The 13,649-nt window shown below is 33.9% G+C and carries 17 protein-coding genes; 10 read left to right on the top strand and 7 right to left on the bottom strand.

All coding sequences use genetic code 11. The features are described from left to right. Positions 1–29 precede the first annotated feature (29 nt). From AC1DMU_RS15135 to AC1DMU_RS15125, 3 genes are all read left to right on the top strand, one after another. Positions 30–200 (top strand): DUF3951 domain-containing protein, encoded by a 171-nt coding sequence (locus AC1DMU_RS15135; protein WP_088062919.1) that lies wholly within the window; start codon positions 30–32, stop codon positions 198–200. Positions 201–287: 87 nt separating this feature from the next. Continuing rightward, positions 288–872 carry a TetR/AcrR family transcriptional regulator gene (locus AC1DMU_RS15130; protein ID WP_088062920.1) on the top strand — a complete coding sequence of 195 codons (585 nt, stop codon included), beginning with the start codon at positions 288–290 and terminating at the stop codon, positions 870–872. Next, positions 865–1,263 (top strand): DUF5367 family protein, encoded by a 399-nt coding sequence (locus tag AC1DMU_RS15125; protein WP_142291709.1) that lies wholly within the window; start codon positions 865–867, stop codon positions 1,261–1,263. The genes AC1DMU_RS15130 and AC1DMU_RS15125 overlap by 8 nt, the downstream gene beginning before the upstream one ends. A gap of 27 nt (positions 1,264–1,290) precedes the next feature. On the opposite strand, the gene AC1DMU_RS15120 is transcribed toward AC1DMU_RS15125, so the two are convergent. From AC1DMU_RS15120 to AC1DMU_RS15100, 5 genes are all read right to left on the bottom strand, one after another. Then, the gene (locus AC1DMU_RS15120) at positions 1,291–1,650 is read right to left on the bottom strand and encodes a hypothetical protein (RefSeq protein WP_088062922.1); all 360 of its coding nucleotides are present in this window, start codon (positions 1,648–1,650) and stop codon (positions 1,291–1,293) included. Beyond that, on the bottom strand, positions 1,651–2,256 hold the full coding sequence (locus tag AC1DMU_RS15115) for a dienelactone hydrolase family protein (RefSeq protein ID WP_088062923.1): 606 nt from the start codon (positions 2,254–2,256) through the stop codon (positions 1,651–1,653). A gap of 2 nt (positions 2,257–2,258) precedes the next feature. Next, on the bottom strand, positions 2,259–2,594 hold the full coding sequence (locus AC1DMU_RS15110; RefSeq protein WP_088062924.1) for an antibiotic biosynthesis monooxygenase family protein: 336 nt from the start codon (positions 2,592–2,594) through the stop codon (positions 2,259–2,261). Positions 2,595–2,770: 176 nt separating this feature from the next. After that, positions 2,771–2,950 carry an H-type small acid-soluble spore protein gene (locus tag AC1DMU_RS15105; protein WP_087983182.1) on the bottom strand — a complete coding sequence of 60 codons (180 nt, stop codon included), beginning with the start codon at positions 2,948–2,950 and terminating at the stop codon, positions 2,771–2,773. A gap of 66 nt (positions 2,951–3,016) precedes the next feature. Beyond that, on the bottom strand, positions 3,017–4,231 hold the full coding sequence (locus AC1DMU_RS15100) for a helix-turn-helix domain-containing protein (RefSeq protein ID WP_088062925.1): 1,215 nt from the start codon (positions 4,229–4,231) through the stop codon (positions 3,017–3,019). Positions 4,232–4,349: 118 nt separating this feature from the next. On the opposite strand from AC1DMU_RS15100, the gene AC1DMU_RS15095 reads away from it, so the two are divergent. Together AC1DMU_RS15095 and AC1DMU_RS15090 are read left to right on the top strand one after the other, a co-directional pair. Continuing rightward, positions 4,350–5,618: an MFS transporter gene (locus tag AC1DMU_RS15095; protein ID WP_088062926.1), complete on the top strand. Its 1,269-nt coding sequence runs from the start codon at positions 4,350–4,352 to the stop codon at positions 5,616–5,618. A 126-nt stretch (positions 5,619–5,744) separates the two neighbouring features. Next, positions 5,745–6,269: a COG3014 family protein gene (locus AC1DMU_RS15090; protein ID WP_088062927.1), complete on the top strand. Its 525-nt coding sequence runs from the start codon at positions 5,745–5,747 to the stop codon at positions 6,267–6,269. Between the two features lie 40 nt (positions 6,270–6,309). Here the strand turns inward: AC1DMU_RS15090 and AC1DMU_RS15085 are convergent, their stop codons facing one another. Beyond that, complete coding sequence (locus tag AC1DMU_RS15085) at positions 6,310–7,203, bottom strand: LysR family transcriptional regulator (RefSeq protein ID WP_088062928.1); 894 nt, start codon at positions 7,201–7,203, stop codon at positions 6,310–6,312. A gap of 160 nt (positions 7,204–7,363) precedes the next feature. Between AC1DMU_RS15085 and AC1DMU_RS15080 the strand changes: the two genes are divergently transcribed. Genes AC1DMU_RS15080 through AC1DMU_RS15060 form a run of 5 tightly spaced genes read left to right on the top strand, consistent with a single transcriptional unit; the run spans position 7,364 to position 13,155 of the window. Next, positions 7,364–8,356, top strand: a complete 993-nt coding sequence (locus AC1DMU_RS15080) for an ABC transporter ATP-binding protein (RefSeq protein ID WP_088062929.1) — start codon at positions 7,364–7,366, stop codon at positions 8,354–8,356. Beyond that, entirely contained in the window at positions 8,334–9,359 is a 1,026-nt protein-coding gene (locus tag AC1DMU_RS15075) for an ABC transporter substrate-binding protein (RefSeq protein WP_088062930.1), read from the top strand. Before AC1DMU_RS15080 ends, AC1DMU_RS15075 begins: the two co-directional genes overlap by 23 nt. Before the next feature lie 12 nt (positions 9,360–9,371). Continuing rightward, positions 9,372–11,042, top strand: a complete 1,671-nt coding sequence (locus AC1DMU_RS15070) for an ABC transporter permease (protein WP_088062931.1) — start codon at positions 9,372–9,374, stop codon at positions 11,040–11,042. Then, a complete protein-coding gene (locus AC1DMU_RS15065) occupies positions 11,039–12,301 on the top strand; it encodes an MBL fold metallo-hydrolase (RefSeq protein WP_142291710.1) in 1,263 nt (420 codons plus the stop codon). The genes AC1DMU_RS15070 and AC1DMU_RS15065 overlap by 4 nt, the downstream gene beginning before the upstream one ends. A 20-nt stretch (positions 12,302–12,321) precedes the next feature. Continuing rightward, entirely contained in the window at positions 12,322–13,155 is an 834-nt protein-coding gene (locus tag AC1DMU_RS15060; RefSeq protein WP_000755323.1) for a hypothetical protein, read from the top strand. A 52-nt stretch (positions 13,156–13,207) separates the two neighbouring features. Here AC1DMU_RS15060 and AC1DMU_RS15055 read toward each other — a convergent pair whose 3' ends face one another. Continuing rightward, positions 13,208–13,630, bottom strand: coding sequence for a YfmQ family protein (locus AC1DMU_RS15055; RefSeq protein ID WP_073529983.1), 423 nt, complete (start codon positions 13,628–13,630; stop codon positions 13,208–13,210). Positions 13,631–13,649: the final 19 nt, after the last annotated feature.

Below are 13,649 nucleotides of genomic sequence, written 5' to 3'. Positions count from 1 at the left end.
AATAACATGAAAGATATAGGGGTGGTGTTATGATACTTTTAACGATAGGAGCAATTTTGTTAACGTTGTTTATTTTCTTTATTATCGGCTTTATTACGTTTATGATGTTTGTTGATAAGGCGACACCTCAAATATATTATACACCTTGTGAATCAGTGACAGTGAAAGCTAAAGGTAAAGATAAAAGGAAGAAAAGTTGAATGTTGGCTTTTCTTCCTTTTCTTTCATCTGATTTTTCTGTATAGTTTAAGTTAGTTATACAACTAACTTAAAAGGAGGTCGTAGAAGTGGCAAAACCGAACGTTGTTAATAAAGAGAAATTACTAGAAGCAGCAAAAGCAATTATTGCAGAGCACGGGATGGAAAAGTTGACATTAAAAGCAGTTGCAGAAAGTGCTCAAGTTACACAAGGTACCGTATATTATCATTTTAAAACGAAGGATCAATTATTACTTGAAGTAACTGAATCGTTTTGTAAAGCATCGTGGGAACAAATAGGAAAGGATGTACAGTTAGAGAAGGCTTTACAGTCTGCGGAAAGTAGATGTGTGAAAGATTCAATGTATCATCATTTGTTCTTTCAATTAGTAGCAAGTGGATTACAAAATGATGCGATGAAAGATAAAATTGGTGGATTGTTACATTATGAAAATCAAAAATTAAAAGGAGTGTTAAATAAAAAAATAGGAGATACAATGACATCTCAAATTTCAACGGAAACATTGAGCGTTTTATGTAATGCATTAATTGACGGATTGGCATTGCAAGCATTATTCAATCCATCTTTTTCTACAGACAAAGTATATGGTGATTTATATATGCTCTTGGAAAAGTTTACAGTGCTAGAAAAGGGAGGTAATGTCAGTGAATAATAGATTTTGGCTCACTATTTTATTTTCGATTGGTATATGGTTTTTTGCCTCAGCATTCTTCATTATTTTCGGTTCTTCCGTTTTATTAGAATACACTTCAAGTAGATTTTTTCTACAATTGACGTTTCTTGAATTAGGAACAGCTATAGCCTTATACTTTGTAATGTGGTTATACAAAAAACTAGATACCACGAAATATGCAGTTATTAAGTTAGGTATATGCGGTACAGCAATCGGTTTAATTTTAGATACTTACATCTTATATAATTCTTCTAATTTATTCTCACAATTCTCCGCACAGCAAATCATATCATTTACCATTTGGATGGTTATTGCTTATGCATTATATTTAACAATCCCTTTCATCATGGAACGAAAAAAATTGTTGTAAAGAGGTATGTAATCCTCTTTACAACAATTACATCCCGGAAAGAACTAACAAAAACAACCCAAATAAAAAACTAATAAAGGAAAGAAAACCGATACATATTGAGAACACACGATTGTTTCTCCATTCGCGCCAGAAAACGATAAATCCTAAAATACAAAGAAAAAACCAAATGGGCAGGAATATGAACTCGCTAACTTTCTCGGGGAGTAAACCATAAAAAGTTGTTAAATATAAGATCCAATTTGTAAAAAATAAAATGCAAACGATAATAGATTGTAAGTGGGGGCGTTTGAAAAACTCTCCTTTTTTTACGGTTGTAAAAATGATAGTTAGCGCTAATATAAATGTAATGAATATGAAAAAAAGTAAGAGTAATGTAAGTGTCATTTAGATCTCCTTTATAAGATTGTTTTTTACAAGAAATGAATCTATTACATTGTATGCCTGCTTTGTAGAGTTCTCACTATATTTTTCAGTGTACGGATTTAGAAATCCATGTTCACCGTGTAGTTGTATTATTTCTAATAAAGGATTCTTTTGTTGCTGCAATGTTTGGATTAAAGAGGATATTGAAAAACTAACTTCTTTTTCAGGGAAAATAAGTAAGGTAGCACATGTTGGTTTCATATGAATATAGTCACGTATACGGGAACCGTAACAGCCGATAATAAAATCTATTTTCGGATTGTTACTGCATAGCCAAGAGATGGTAGCGCCAACACTAAATCCGATAAGTCCAATATGTGTATAATTACTTGAAAGAGTATTGATGAATTCTTTAATTTGTTCTTTTCCATCATCAAATCCAATATTATTTACAAAATGTTGATATGCTTTTTCTTCATCACTATAATGAAATGCATGTTGCGATTGTAGAAGATTAGGACAGAATACATCTATATGAGATGAAGTGAAGTGGTGGATAACGTGATGCATATGGTCGTTCACACCATATATTTCATGAACAGCAACGAGAGCTAATTTTTTCTTCATCTTTACAATGTACCTCTATGAAACTTAAATTCTTTCTCAACAAGGCAGATACGTAGATGGAAGTTTTCATACCATTGCTCACGACCTCTTTTTTTCGCTTCTTTATGTAAGGCGTTCTGTTTCCAATTGTCAATTGCCGCAAGTGATTCCCAATAAGAAATTGTGATTCCGAGTCCCGAATGATTTCGTGCACTTTCTACACCTAAAAATCCAGGTTGCTGCTTTGCAACTTCCTCCATTTTGTCGGCAACGGTACTATAATCTGTCGTATCATTTGATAAATGAGAAGTGAATATAACTGCATAATAATGATTGTTTTTTTCTAAAGCAGATTTCATTATCTTTCCCCCTTAATATATAGTGCGAATAATTCATTTATAGTTTGTATTTTAGCAGGTTAAAAAAAGAAAAGAAGTAGAAGATTCTTATTTTTTCAGTTGTTGTAAAACAAGGGGGTATAGAGAATTTATATGAAAGTAAGAAAAATGCCACTTCAAAATCGAAGCGGCATTTTTTATATTTCCTCTAAGCTATTAACGGGGACCGTTAATTCGCGGTCTGGATTTTTAACTTCATATATGCGGGCGGTTTCGTTGCTTTCATCGACGTGTTGAATTGTAACAGGCATGCCTTGAAAACTGACATTTGCTTGTTCAGATGAAACAGAAAGCTCTTTTGCACGTTGAATATTCATTTATATTCCTCCCATCATTATTATCTTTGCTAAAAAAGAGGAATAATATACCATTTAGAGACATTCTTAAAGTTTTTGTATTATTTGTAATGTTTCTTTAATAAATGAAGAGAAAATAGAATCCGGATACGATTGTATCATTTCATTTGCTTTTGTTGCTTCTTCAAGAGCTCTTTTTTTATCATTCAGTTTAACGTAACAAAGTGCACGATATGCACCTGCTGTTGTAAGCCACGATTGATCCAATGGATGGTTCATATAATCCGGTATAATGCCACGTTGTAATGCTTCTAAAGCTTCTTCGTAACGTTTTAATCCGTATAAAGATTTTCCTTTTTCAAGATAATACAATCCGTCGTCTTGAAAAATGGGCTGATCTTTTAGTTTTTCTCGATATTGTTCTAGATGTTTTAATGCGATTGTATATTCATTAGTAATCGTGTTGTAGTAATAGGCTTTTAAAATATTAGTCATCGCAATGGATAGAGTATCTTCTGTAAAAATGGCAAATTGCTCAGATTTCTTTATGTAATATAAATAACGCTCTTTATCAACTGTAATGACTTTTTGATAAGATAAAATCCGGTAAAATACATCTGTTTTATAATACACTTGATGTTTTTTTGAAAATGTGAGTGTCTCTAATATCGTTTCTTCACATTTTTCATAATCGCCACATGCCAGTAATATGATGGCTTCATATAAACATAAATCAATATGTATAATAAGATCCATTTCTAAATGTTTCTCTTCATAATCATTTCTAATATTAGATATAAGTTGTAAACATTCTGCATACTTTTTACGTGTGAATATCGCAAAAGATAATTTTAATTTTGTTTCCGTACTGTCTCGGTATAACTTATATTTTTCGAAAATAGAAACAGCTTTTTCTACGTAAGATTCAATGTTGTAATCTTTCATAATCACCGCAGCAGTTACGAATTGTTTGTATATACGAGCCGTATTTAAAGTAGAAGGGAGCTCTTTTTGAACGATAGGTAGTAAAGTCTCGTACACTTCATCACATTTGTTTTTCTTTATGAGTTGCTCCATTTTTGTAATGAGTTCCACAATTTCTCCATCATCATCTTCTAATAAAAAACTCGCTTCACATTCAAGCTTTTCAGCGATGTATTGTAATGTTTTCATGGAAGGGGTAGCTTTTCCATTTTCAATTTGACTAAGCATACTTTTTGTAAGTTCCGAACCTGCCAGTTCTGTTTGTGTAAGTTTTTTTTCTTTACGTAACGCTTTAATTTTTTCACCGAGAGTTGCCATATTATTGCTCCTTTATAATTGGGAAGTTAAATTGTATTTAACTTTTTGTTGTAAAAATTGGAAAGTTGATTATATAATAAGTTTAACACAATTTAACTTTTAAGGGGAGAAAGTCATTATGGGAGATATAAGTATAGGAGAAAATGATTCAAGAATGAAAGTTGCAACGAGAAATATTATTTTGATGATGATTGGAAAGATGACGTCTTTATTAGGGGCAGGTATTTATACATTCGCAATGGGGTTATACGTATTAAAGACAACTGGTTCAGGGATGGGGTTTGCTATTACGCTCGTTTGCGGATCACTACCAAGGATGATCTGTGGTCCGATTGCAGGTGCTGTAGCTGATCGTGTGAATCGAAAATGGCTTGTCATTGGCACTGATTTATTAAGTAGTTTAACGATGCTTATTATGTTTATTCTTGCTACTATATTTGGACCGTCACTTCTTTTTATCTATATTTCAGCGGCATTATTATCAATTTGTGCAAGTTTTTATTCTGTTGCATTAACTTCGTCTATTCCTAATTTAGTAGATGCGGGGCGTATTCAAAAAGCGAGTGCTTTAAATCAAACGGCAGCTTCTTTATCAAATATTTTAGGGCCGATTATTGGTGGAGTTGTATTTGGTTTCTTTTCCATTAAGTCGTTCTTTTTGTTAAATAGTATTACGTTCTTTTTAGCAGTTATTTTGCAATTATTTATTGTATTTGATTTATACAAAAAAGAAGTGGCTGAGAGTAAAGAGCGTTTCTTGACGAGTATAAAAGAAGGATTTTCATATGTAAAACGACAGCATGAAATATATGGTTTAATGAAAATAGCATTGTGGGTAAACTTTTTTGCGTGTGGGCTAACCGTAGCACTTCCATATATTATCGTCCATACATTGCATCTATCTTCAAAGCAACTCGGTACTGTAGAGGGAATGTTAGCAGTCGGGATGCTAATGGGTGCGATTGCTTTATCGGTGCGTAAAGAAGTGAATAATCCGTTTCGTTCTATTTATACTGGGCTGTTTTTGTTTGCGGGTTTAAGTTTATGTACAGTCTTCCCATTGGTAGTTACCATTTCAAAAGGGGCAAGTTTTATTTACTATATTGCTTTTATGATGTTAACGGGTATAGCAATTATGATTGTAAATATTCCGATGCAAGTACATATGCAAAAAACGACAGATCCGAGCTACTTAGGGCGTGTGTTTGGCCTACTTGAAACAATTGCTACTGCAATCGCACCACTCGGTATGATTGTATATGGATTATTATTAGATATGTTGCCAACTAGCATTGTTATGATGACGATAGGCGGGGGGTTATTGTTAGTTGTATTAGTTGGAGTAAAGCAACATATGGCGAAAAAACAAGTAGATATGTCTGCTTAAAAATAAGAAAATAATAAAAATTTGACTTATCATCATGGAAATGACCAAATTAGTATTTTAGTTTTTGAAACTCTTTTTCATGTATGTTACAGTATAGTGAGCAGACAAAGAAAAGGAGAAAACATCATGAAAAAATTAAGTTTTGTTATGCTTTTTCTGTTAGTCGTAATGGCTGGATGTAGTAATTATGGCACGTATATTGATACAGGTATGCAATCATTGAAAGATGAAAAATATAGTGATGCAACGATGTGGTTTGAAAAAGCGGAAAAAGAGAAAACAGGAAATGAAGCGAAGGCATATAAAGAAGTCGCTCAGTTATTGGAGCGCGGAGCTACATCATTAAAAGATGGTAAGTATTTAGAGACGAAAGATATTGCAAATGAGGTATTACAAAAGAAAAAAGACGATGCACTTGAAAAAGCTGTGACATCAAATGCAGAGGATATGCTTCAAAAAGCAAAAGATGTGGAAAAGAAAGTAAATGAAAGAGTGGCAAAGCGGAGAAAAGTAGAAGAAGAAGGAATCGATAAACTCATTAAAGCGGTCGATAGTATAGATGACGTGAAAGAAAAAGAGAAGAAAGTTTCAGAAGCATTAGATAAGGCTGAAGAGGCGCAGGCAAAAGTTGAAGCGAAGAAAAATAAATAGAGTTATAGTTTGAAAGGCTGTCGTGCATAACGACAGCCTTTTAATTTTTTGCGGCATAAGAAGTGATGCTATGTAGTAAAAAAGAAATAATTTTAGAATTCCATCTGTCCTCATGATGAATCGTATAAATGTTACGTTGAAATTCAAATCCAGGGATAGGTATGTAGCATAGTTCATGTCGTTGTATTTCTTGTTCGATAGCGAGTTTAGAAATAAAAGCAATTCCATTACCGTATTTTAAAATTTGTTTCATCGTTTCTAATGAATCTAATTCAATTTCAGATTGGAACGTAATGTTATGTGCTAACGTCCATTGTGTAAGTAAATCTCTCGTTGTAGATGGATTACGATGCAATAATATACGTTCCCTCTCGATATCTTGTAGTGATACATTTTCTTTTTTTGAAAAATGATGTTCTTTGGAGAAAGCAAGAACAAGTGTATCAGGCATTACATTCGTCTGTTTTAAAAGGGATTCATCAAACGGTGCTGCAGAAATTACCCCGAGGTCAATTTCATGATTTTGTAGCATCGTTCGAATTTCAGGAGCTGTTTTTACCATGAGTGTTATTTTTATATTTGGAAATTCGCATTGAAATTGGTGAATAATTTCTGGTAAAAGATAAGTCGCTGGTACATAACTAGCGCCAATTGTTATAGCACCTTTATGAAAATCTTTAAACTCTTGCGTGACCCGCCTAGCTTCTTTCATAAGTGCATCTATTTTACAAGCATAATGATGCAATGCCTCACCAGCCTCTGTTAAGAAATATCTCCCGGATCGTAACTCAAATAAAGGTACACCAAGTTCCTCTTCTAAGCTTTTTATATGGAATGTAATAGTAGGTTGTTTAACACCAAGTTTTTCTGCAACAAGTGTAAGTTTTTTATATTTCTTAATAAGCACTACAATTTCTAATTTTAAGAGATTCATGGCAAGTTGCTCCTTTTTCTTCTAACTATAGAAAAAATCTATAGAAATAAATAGTTTATTAGAAGTTTTTTAATTTAATCTTTACAGTACATTAACATTCAGTATAAATCTTCCATATAGAATGAAAGCAGGTTAAGAGTAAGGGGAGAGAGGTGATACGATGGATATTAAAATTCATGGATTAGAAAAGAACTTTGGAAAAACACAGGCGTTGAAACCATTACAAATTGTTATGAAACAAGGCGAATTCACCACACTTTTAGGACCTTCGGGATGCGGGAAAACGACTTTACTTAGAATGATTGCAGGACTTGAAGAGCCAGATAAAGGTGAAATATATTTTGGGGATAAGTGCATGTATTCTGGTGCAAAAAAAATAAAAACATCTCCTCATGAACGTAATATCGGTATGGTATTTCAAGATTTTGCTTTATGGCCGCATATGACAGTGTTTGAAAATGTTGCATTTGGTTTAAGAGCTACAAAGCAAACGAATCAATTGCGGGAAAAAGTAGAAGATGCAATAAAGAGAGTTCGCTTGCAAGGGATGGAGAAAAGATATCCGCATGAACTCTCTGGTGGACAGCAGCAACGTGTCGCATTTGCTCGAGCAATTGTAACAAAACCGCATTTTATTTTGTTTGATGAACCGCTGAGTGCACTCGATGCAATTTTGCGAGAAGAAATGCGATTAGAGCTTATGGACATCGTTCATTCAATTGGTTTAACGGCATTGTATGTCACGCACGATCAAACAGAAGCAATGTCAATGTCAGATCAAATTATTGTCATGAAACAAGGAGAAGTATTACAAAAAGGAACACCAGAAGACATTTATGTGAAGCCATCTCATGAATTTGTTGCAAAATTTGTTGGTAAGGCAAATTGGCTTGTAGAGGGTAAACAAATGATTCGTCCAGAGCATGTGAGCTGGACGAAAAATGAAGTTTGCGAAATGTATACAGGTGAAATTCAGCACGTTACATATGTAGGAGAACGGTATGAAATGAAAGTAAACATGGGTGCACTTGGAATATGGACAGTTTATCACAATAGTAAATTAAGCATCGGTAAACCAGTATCGTTATATGTGCCAAAAAAATGTATTCATCATATAGGGGGAGAATCGTATGAAGAGATTCAGTTCGCTTAAGTCTTTATTTGTATGTACGTTATTATTTTCTGCTGTAGTAACAGGGTGTAGTTCAAAGACAGGTAATGCAGATGCAAAAAGTAAAAATACGAATGAAAAGAAAATTGTTGTATATAGTGCAGGACCAAAAGGATTAGCAGAAAAGATTCAAAAGGACTTTGAAAAGAAAACAGGTATAAAAGTAGAAATATTTCAAGGAACAACAGGTAAGATTTTAGCGAGAATGGAAGCTGAAAAGAAAAATCCAGTCGTTGATGTAGTCGTACTTGCATCATTACCAGCGATGGAAGGATTAAAAAAGGATGGGCAAACGTTAGCTTATAAAGAAGCGAAACAAGCTGATAAGCTTCGTTCTGAATGGTCGGACGATAAAGGAAATTATTTCGGATATAGTGCTTCAGCGTTAGGAATTGTGTATAACACAAAAAATGTGAAGACAGCGCCGGAAGATTGGAGTGATATAACGAAAGCGGAATGGAAAGGAAAAGTGAATCTTCCAGATCCAGCACTTTCAGGTTCAGCTTTAGACTTTGTAACAGGATATGTGAAAAAGAATGGAAAAGATGGTTGGAATTTATTTGAACAGCTTAAGAAAAATGAAGTTACAGTAGCAGGGGCAAATCAAGAAGCGTTAGATCCAGTAGTAACAGGTGCGAAAGACATGGTCATTGCTGGTGTTGATTATATGACGTACAGTGCAAAAGCAAAGGGTGAACCGGTTGATATTGTGTATCCAAAAAGCGGAACAGTTATTAGTCCACGTGCAGCAGGTATTATGAAGGATAGTAAAAATGTAGAAGGTGCAAAAGAGTTTATTGATTATTTATTATCAGATGATGTGCAAAAACAAGTTGCTAAAGCGTATTTATTACCAGGCAGAACAGATATAAAAGCAGAAAATAGACCGAATGTAGAAGAGATTCCGGTATTAAATATTGATTGGAAAACAGTTGAGAAAGAACAAGATGAAATAGGAAAACAATTTAAGAAAGTATTTCAATAAGATGGTGATTACATGGTAAATCGATTCGTATCAGTAAGACAAGTTGGAATGACGGTAGCGTTATTACTTGTGGCGATGTTAATCGTCATTCCGCTTTTCCTCATTTTATTTTCTAGCGTATATGAAAATAGTAGTTGGAATTTTTTAAAGCCTTTTGAAGTGATGCAGAGTGGTGGATTAGCTGGGATTTTTCTAAACTCGATGCTTCTAGGTGTACTCGTAGTAATAGGAGCAACCGTATTTGCATTTCCATTGGCGTTCATTATGAGCAAAACAGATGTTGGAAAGTATAGTAAATTGGATATTATTTTTATGATTCCATTTATGACTCCGCCGTATATTGGATCGATGGGCTGGATTTTGTTCATGCAACCGAACGGCTATTTCGAACAGTTTTTTCCGATGCTAAAGACGATTTCATCTTCGTTTTTTAGTTTAGGTGGTATGGTTTTAATTATGAGTCTGCATTTATTCCCATTTCTTTACTTCATGTTGAAAAACACGTTACTTCAAATTGGAAGTAGTAAAGAAGAAGCGGCAGCAGTTCATGGTGGAAACTTTTTCTATCGTTTACGAAAAATAATATTGCCGCTATTAGTATCAAGTTATGTAATGGGTGCTTTACTCATTTTCGTAAAGACGATCGCTGAATTTGGAACACCGGCTACATTCGGACGAAGAATAGGATTTCATGTGTTAACATCAGAGATTCATAAATTTATTTCGAGTTGGCCGATTGATTTTAGTAGTGCAACAGCATTATCTTCTTTATTACTTAGTGCGTGTATGCTCATTTGGTATATGCAAAATGTATTGAATCGAAAGTATTCATATGCAATGGTTAGTGGAAAAGGTGTGAAGTCTAAAAGGTATACTTTGTCTATATTTACACGCATTGTAGCATGGGGCTATGTAATTGGTTTATTAATCGTATCAATTGGAATCCCGTATTTTTCTATAATGATTGCTTCATTATCAAAATTAAGAGGCGGTGGCTTACATATAAACAACTTTACAACGAGCCATTATGAAGCATTGTTTACAATTGGATCTCCAGGATTAGAGGCTTTATGGAACAGTTTTCTTTTTTCACTTATAACAGCGATTATTGCTGCTACTATTGGAGTGTTTTTGGCGCTTATGATTCGAAAGGGGAAAAACTCTTCTGAAAAATGGCTTGATATGTGCGGTATGTTACCGAATATGGTACCAGGAATCGTGATGGTTGTAGGGCTTATTTTATTTTGGAATTCACCCTATATGCCCATGTCAATTTACAATACGCCAGTCATGGTTATCGTAACGTACGTTGTTCTTTTTTTACCTTATACGGTGCAATATGTAAAAGCATCGCTCGTGCAAATTGATGATTCTCTAGTACAGGCAGGAAGTATTTTTTCTGGAAATTATATTTATATTTTTAGAAAAATAATATTACCTCTTATTATCCCGGGAGTTCTTGCTGGGTGGGCGATGACATTTACAATCTCGATAAGAGAGTTAGTAGCATCCCTTCTCGTACTGCCTCCATCAGTAGAAACTTCAGCAACATTTATTTTTGCTCAATTTGAACAAGGAGAAGTATCTATTGGCATGGCAATGGCTGTCGTTTCAGTTGGACTTACAACAATATGTTTATTACTTCTGCAACATATGGAGCAAAAACGAAAAGGGGTAGCATGATGAGGATAGAAGTATGGGGAGGAGCGGGAGAATACGGTCGTTCTTGCTACTTCGTAAAAAATAAAGAGACGAAAATAGTATTTGATTGTGGTATTAATCGATCATATGAGGATAGTTATCCAAAAATAGAGAGGGAAGTTGTACCGTTTTTAGATGCAGTATTTTTATCACATATTCATGAAGATCATACGATGGGCTTACCTTTATTAGCGAAGTATGGATATAAGAAAAAAATTTGGACGACTCGTTATACGAAGGAGCAACTTCCCGTTTATTATGAAAAATGGAGAAACTATAATTTGACGCAAGGATGGAATGTACCTTATAACGACCAAAATGTTAAAGATTTAAATTATGTATATATTGATGAAATTAGTAATCCGAATGAATGGATACAGATTACACCTACATTGCGTTTTCAATGGGGGTATAGTGGGCATGTATTGGGGGCTGTTTGGTTTTTAGTGGACATGAGTCATACATATGTATTTTATTCTGGCGATTACTCAGCAGAGTCTAACATACTACGAGCTAATTTACCTGAGAATTTGCGCGCTGATATAAAAGTCGCAATTGTTGATGCAGCTTATCATACTGATGATGTTTCGCAACATGAACGAGTAAACGAACTATGTACAGAAATTGAGGGAGTTGCGCAAAAGAAAGGAATAGCATTACTACCGTTGCCACCGCTTGGTAGGGCGCAAGATATCGTATTGTATTTGTATAAAAAATATAAAGAACTTCCCATTATAGTAGATCAAGAAATTTTGCATGGATTTGAGGAGATGTTCGCATATAAAGATTGGCTCAAAAATAATGAAGAACTTGAAGGGCTTATGGAGAGTTTAAAAAGAAACATAATCGCTATGGATCATGACATCGGTACGCAAAATAGTTATGGAATAGTTGTAATGAGTGATGCGAATATGCAAACGAAACGAGCGCAGTTATATTATGAACAACTGCGATATGAAGAACGAAATTCCATTATATTTACAGGACATATTGCTAAAGGGAGTTTTGCAGAAAAGGTTATGAAAGAACGTGTAAATAAAGAATGTAGGGTGAAGCGAGTTCCTTATAAAGTTCATCAAAGTATAAGTGACGTTAAGGCAATGTTAAATACACTATTACCAGAACATACGGTGTTAGTACACGCTTTGAAAGAGGATACGGATCGATTACAGAAAAAGCTTAGCACGGCAGGGTATGAAAATGTACATTCACTTACTATGGAACGTATAGAAGTCATTTGAAATGTAAAGGGGATAGGTATATGAAAAAAGTATTTGTATTCGTAAGCATTTTCTTTTGTTGTTTCCTTTATAACGTTAAGGAAGGGTTTGCTGCCAGTCCGATGACACCTAGTTTTGAAGTGAAATTATTATTAAAACCAGAACAAGTATTAGGTTATAACAAAGAGATAAATCAAGAGGTACTAGAATATTTCAAGGCTGGTACAAATTATGAAAGAATACAAGTGCAATTTTTAGATACGGCAAATAAAAATTTAAGTAATGAAGGTTGGTTTGCGAGAATTCGAAAGAAAGAATTTAGTAAAGATTTTGAGCTAACATATAAAAAAAGATATCCCATTCAAAATGGTGTAATTCAAGATGCACTAGAAGTGGCTAAAAAGGATGGATTTGATAGTAAAACTGATAACTATGAGGCAGAAATAGATTGGGGATTTGAGAAGAAAACGTTAAGTATTTCAAATAAGAAAAGCTACAGTGCTAAAGGGTATGGAGTACTTGATTTACCAAACGAACGAGATGCTCAAAACATGTTAATAGAAAAGTTGCCAGGGAAAATGAACAAATGGTTGTATACGAATTGGGGAGAAGAAATGCTCAACAATTCTCGTATTTACGGTCCTGTATTAATGAAACGGTATACAGCTGAATTTGAAAATATTAAAACGAATATTGAAGTTTGGCCACTAAGTAATACAGGGAAAATAGAAGATGATTTCGTAATAGAAGTATCGTTTAAAACAAAAGAGGAAAGTATTGCAACAAAACAAAGAGAATTATTAATGAAGAGTTTAGAACAAAAAGGATGGTTGTTACCGAAAGATAGTTTGAAGACAGAGCTTATTTTTCAGTGAATAGTAAAAAGGAATCCATATTCCATGGATTCCTTTTTCTAATATATGAGTATTAAGCTAAATCAGCTGACACGAACATATCATTATTTTGAAGGTTTTTAGAGCGTAAACTATAAGCAACTACTTTCTTTTTATGTTGCTTTACAACATCAACATGCTCTTCATGACTATAAATATAAAATGTAAAATCTTTTTTGCCACGTTTTGCATTGATTATTAAAGGCGTACCCTCATTGTGTGGCGGTGCATAATAGCGATCTAAAAATAAACCTTCGTTAAAATCATGAATAATTTTGGATTTTTGTTCGCCTTCTAAGTTATTTCCATTGATTGTAACAGTCGCATTCTCTTCTTCAAGTTGCGGATGTGTTTCGTACTTGCTAATAATGGATTCAATAACAGTGTTAGGAAGGCTCGAAACGATAATTTTAAATGCCCCAAATACAACTAACATAACAATAAACCAAGTCGTCATAGTATATCATCCCCTTTTT

This window comes from Bacillus sp. 01N45 (genome assembly GCF_056399205.1).
Note: the sequence above shows the minus strand (reverse complement) of the source record. Positions and strands in the feature narration are given on the sequence as shown.

What these genes read in the sequence shown, in the direction of transcription:
- AC1DMU_RS15135 (WP_088062919.1), top strand. Translation starts at nt 30, where the DNA reads ATGATACTTTTAACGATAGGAGCAATTTTGTTAACGTTGTTTATTTTC.
- AC1DMU_RS15120 (WP_088062922.1), bottom strand. Translation starts at nt 1,650, where the DNA reads ATGACACTTACATTACTCTTACTTTTTTTCATATTCATTACATTTATA.
- AC1DMU_RS15115 (WP_088062923.1), bottom strand. Translation starts at nt 2,256, where the DNA reads ATGAAGAAAAAATTAGCTCTCGTTGCTGTTCATGAAATATATGGTGTG.
- AC1DMU_RS15110 (WP_088062924.1), bottom strand. Translation starts at nt 2,594, where the DNA reads ATGAAATCTGCTTTAGAAAAAAACAATCATTATTATGCAGTTATATTC.
- AC1DMU_RS15105 (WP_087983182.1), bottom strand. Translation starts at nt 2,950, where the DNA reads ATGAATATTCAACGTGCAAAAGAGCTTTCTGTTTCATCTGAACAAGCA.
- AC1DMU_RS15100 (WP_088062925.1), bottom strand. Translation starts at nt 4,231, where the DNA reads ATGGCAACTCTCGGTGAAAAAATTAAAGCGTTACGTAAAGAAAAAAAA.
- AC1DMU_RS15095 (WP_088062926.1), top strand. Translation starts at nt 4,350, where the DNA reads ATGGGAGATATAAGTATAGGAGAAAATGATTCAAGAATGAAAGTTGCA.
- AC1DMU_RS15090 (WP_088062927.1), top strand. Translation starts at nt 5,745, where the DNA reads ATGAAAAAATTAAGTTTTGTTATGCTTTTTCTGTTAGTCGTAATGGCT.
- AC1DMU_RS15085 (WP_088062928.1), bottom strand. Translation starts at nt 7,203, where the DNA reads ATGAATCTCTTAAAATTAGAAATTGTAGTGCTTATTAAGAAATATAAA.
- AC1DMU_RS15080 (WP_088062929.1), top strand. Translation starts at nt 7,364, where the DNA reads ATGGATATTAAAATTCATGGATTAGAAAAGAACTTTGGAAAAACACAG.
- AC1DMU_RS15075 (WP_088062930.1), top strand. Translation starts at nt 8,334, where the DNA reads ATGAAGAGATTCAGTTCGCTTAAGTCTTTATTTGTATGTACGTTATTA.
- AC1DMU_RS15070 (WP_088062931.1), top strand. Translation starts at nt 9,372, where the DNA reads ATGGTAAATCGATTCGTATCAGTAAGACAAGTTGGAATGACGGTAGCG.
- AC1DMU_RS15065 (WP_142291710.1), top strand. Translation starts at nt 11,039, where the DNA reads ATGATGAGGATAGAAGTATGGGGAGGAGCGGGAGAATACGGTCGTTCT.
- AC1DMU_RS15060 (WP_000755323.1), top strand. Translation starts at nt 12,322, where the DNA reads ATGAAAAAAGTATTTGTATTCGTAAGCATTTTCTTTTGTTGTTTCCTT.
- AC1DMU_RS15055 (WP_073529983.1), bottom strand. Translation starts at nt 13,630, where the DNA reads ATGACGACTTGGTTTATTGTTATGTTAGTTGTATTTGGGGCATTTAAA.